The organism is Micromonospora sp. D75, from assembly GCF_018070405.1.
In the GTDB taxonomy this organism is placed as follows: domain Bacteria; phylum Actinomycetota; class Actinomycetes; order Mycobacteriales; family Micromonosporaceae; genus Micromonospora; species Micromonospora chalcea.
Window position 1 is genome coordinate 1 of sequence record NZ_JAGPXV010000792.1, and the last position, 2,308, is coordinate 2,308.

Below are 2,308 nucleotides of genomic sequence, written 5' to 3' on the forward strand. Positions count from 1 at the left end.
GGACCGCTGGGGCAAAGGGGGGTGCCCCCCGCGGGACCCCGGGGGGGGCGCACCCCCTTCCCGTGCCGGTCGCACCGACCGGCGCAGAGAGGAGGACACGTTGACACAGTTGACCGAGGCCCGGCCGGAGGCGCCGCAGCCGCGCCCGGCGGTCCGGCGGGGGTTCGCCGAGCGTCCGGCTGCGGTCGGGCTGCCCGCGCTCGGCCTGGTGATCGCGGTGGCCGGCTGGTGGCTGGTCACCTCGGGGCTGAACCTGGTGCACCCGGCCGCGCTGCCGCCGCCGCAGGCGGTGGGGGAGTCCCTCGCGAACGCCACCGACGTGCTGCTGCCCGCGTTGGGCATCACCACCTGGATGACAGTGCTCGGCTTCCTGCTCTCGTCGGCCGCCGGGGTGCTGATCGGGATGGCGCTGGCCGCGTCCCGCCGGGTCGAGCGGATGTTCGCGCCGTTGCTGGTGGCCGTGAACGCGGTCCCGAAGATCGCGTTCGGGCCGCTGCTGGTGGTGGCCGTCGGCTGGGGTCAGAAACCCATTCTGACCATGGTGTTCCTGCTCTGCTTCTTCCCGATCGTGCTCTCCACCGCCACCGGCCTGACCACCACGCCGGCGGACCTGGCGGAGCTGAGCCGGTCGCTGAACGCCTCGTGGTGGCAGTCGTTCCGCAAGGTGCGCTTCCCGTCCGCCCTGCCGCAGATCTTCGTCGGGCTCAAGGTGGCCATGCCGCTGGCCGCGATCGGCGCGGTGATCGGCGAGTTCTACTCGGACCGTCCCGGTCTGGGCTACCAGATCCTGCAGTACAACGGCGTCGGCGACACCGCCACCGCCTGGGCGGCGATCGTGCTGGTGGCCCTGATGAGCATCGCGCTCTACGCCGCCCTCAGCCTCGTCGAGCGCCTGGCCCTGCCCTGGGTGAAGGCCACCACCTCAGCCCGCTGACCCTCGGAAGTAGACCTCAACCCACGGATGGCGGCCGACCACGACAGGCGTGGGCCCCCCCGCAACCGGCGCAGGGATCAAGCCTGACCGCCCGGAGCCGGTTGCGGTGGGGCCACGCCCCAACAGTGACTAACCGGCGAGCCGCCAACGCCCACCACGCGCCACCAGCGTCGTCAACGCCTGCGGCATCAACCCGGAGTGGTTGTCCGGCGTCATCCGGATCGGCCCGGACAGCCCGTCCAGCTGCGAGGTCTCCAGCACGTCGCGCAGCGCGTCCCGGTCGACAGTGCCCGGTTCGCCACCGGCGCGCTGCTCGGCGTCCACGATCAGTTGGACCGCGTCGGCCGCGAACGAGGAGAAGCCGTTGTAGCCGCCGAAGCGGGCGGTGTACTCCTGGAACCACTGCCGGCGCGCCGCCTTGGCCGGTGTGGTGGCGATCACGTCGTCGATCACCATGGTCTGCGTGAAGATCAGCGTGGCCTCTTCGGTGGAGCGGGCCGACGGGCCCAGGAAGAGGTCGCCGGCGGCCGCGGCGTCGAAGAACAGCGACCCGCGGAACTTGCTCTGCCGGGCCGTGGTCGCGGCCAGCGTCGCCTGCTCCGGCGTGGTCCAGAGGATCAGGGCCTGCGGCTTGGCGGCGATCAATTCGTTGACCTGCGTGCCGACCTCGGTGTCGGTGAGCCGCACCGATTCGTTGCCGACCAGCCGCACCGTGGTCTTTTCCAGTTCCCGGCGTAGCGCGGTGAGCCCTTCCTGGCCGTAACCGTCGGCGCTGTGCAGCAGCGCGACCTTGCGGATGTCGCGCCGGTCCAGTTCGGTGGCGAGCGCGGCGGCGCTGTCGGCGGCGTTCGGGGCGAGCCTGAAGACATATCGCCGTTCGCCCACCGGTTCGGTGACCGCGCTCGAGGAGGCCAGTGCGATCGTCGGAATGCGCTTCTCGCCGATGGTGCGGGCCGCGCCCACCGCGCATTCGTTGCAGCCGCCCATGATGACGGCGCTTACCCGTGAGTCGCCGCTGAAATCATTGATGTTCCGCAAGGACTCCGCAGCGTCGGAGCGGTTGTCCTTGACCCGCAGATCGATCTTCCGGCCGCCCAGCGCGCCGGACGAGTTCAACTGCTCGACCTTCAGTTCCAGCGCCCGCTGGTACACCTTGCCGACCGGCGCGGACGCGCCGGAGAGTTCCAGGTCGGCGGCGATGACGATGGGGCTGGTGTCCTGCGGTTCCCCGCCGATCCCGCAGCCGGTGAGCGTGGTGGCCAGCCCGGCCGCTGCGAGCGCCGCGCTGCTCGCGGAGCGGATGGGGCTCAACTCAGTCCACCAGGTGCGGCGCGGGCCCACCCCCGATCACCGCCCCTACTCCCTCCTCACTGG

Annotated in this window: 2 protein-coding genes; one reads left to right on the forward strand and one right to left on the reverse strand. The window is 71.4% G+C overall.

What is annotated here, in order from left to right; all coding sequences use genetic code 11:
- The first annotated feature begins 100 nt into the window (after positions 1-100).
- Positions 101-934 (forward strand): ABC transporter permease, encoded by an 834-nt coding sequence (locus tag KBX39_RS29080; RefSeq protein ID WP_043328276.1) that lies wholly within the window; start codon positions 101-103, stop codon positions 932-934.
- 129 nt (positions 935-1,063) lie between these two features.
- On the opposite strand, the gene KBX39_RS29085 is transcribed toward KBX39_RS29080, so the two are convergent.
- Entirely contained in the window at positions 1,064-2,245 is a 1,182-nt protein-coding gene (locus KBX39_RS29085) for an ABC transporter substrate-binding protein (protein ID WP_210873603.1), read from the reverse strand.
- Positions 2,246-2,308 lie beyond the last annotated feature (63 nt).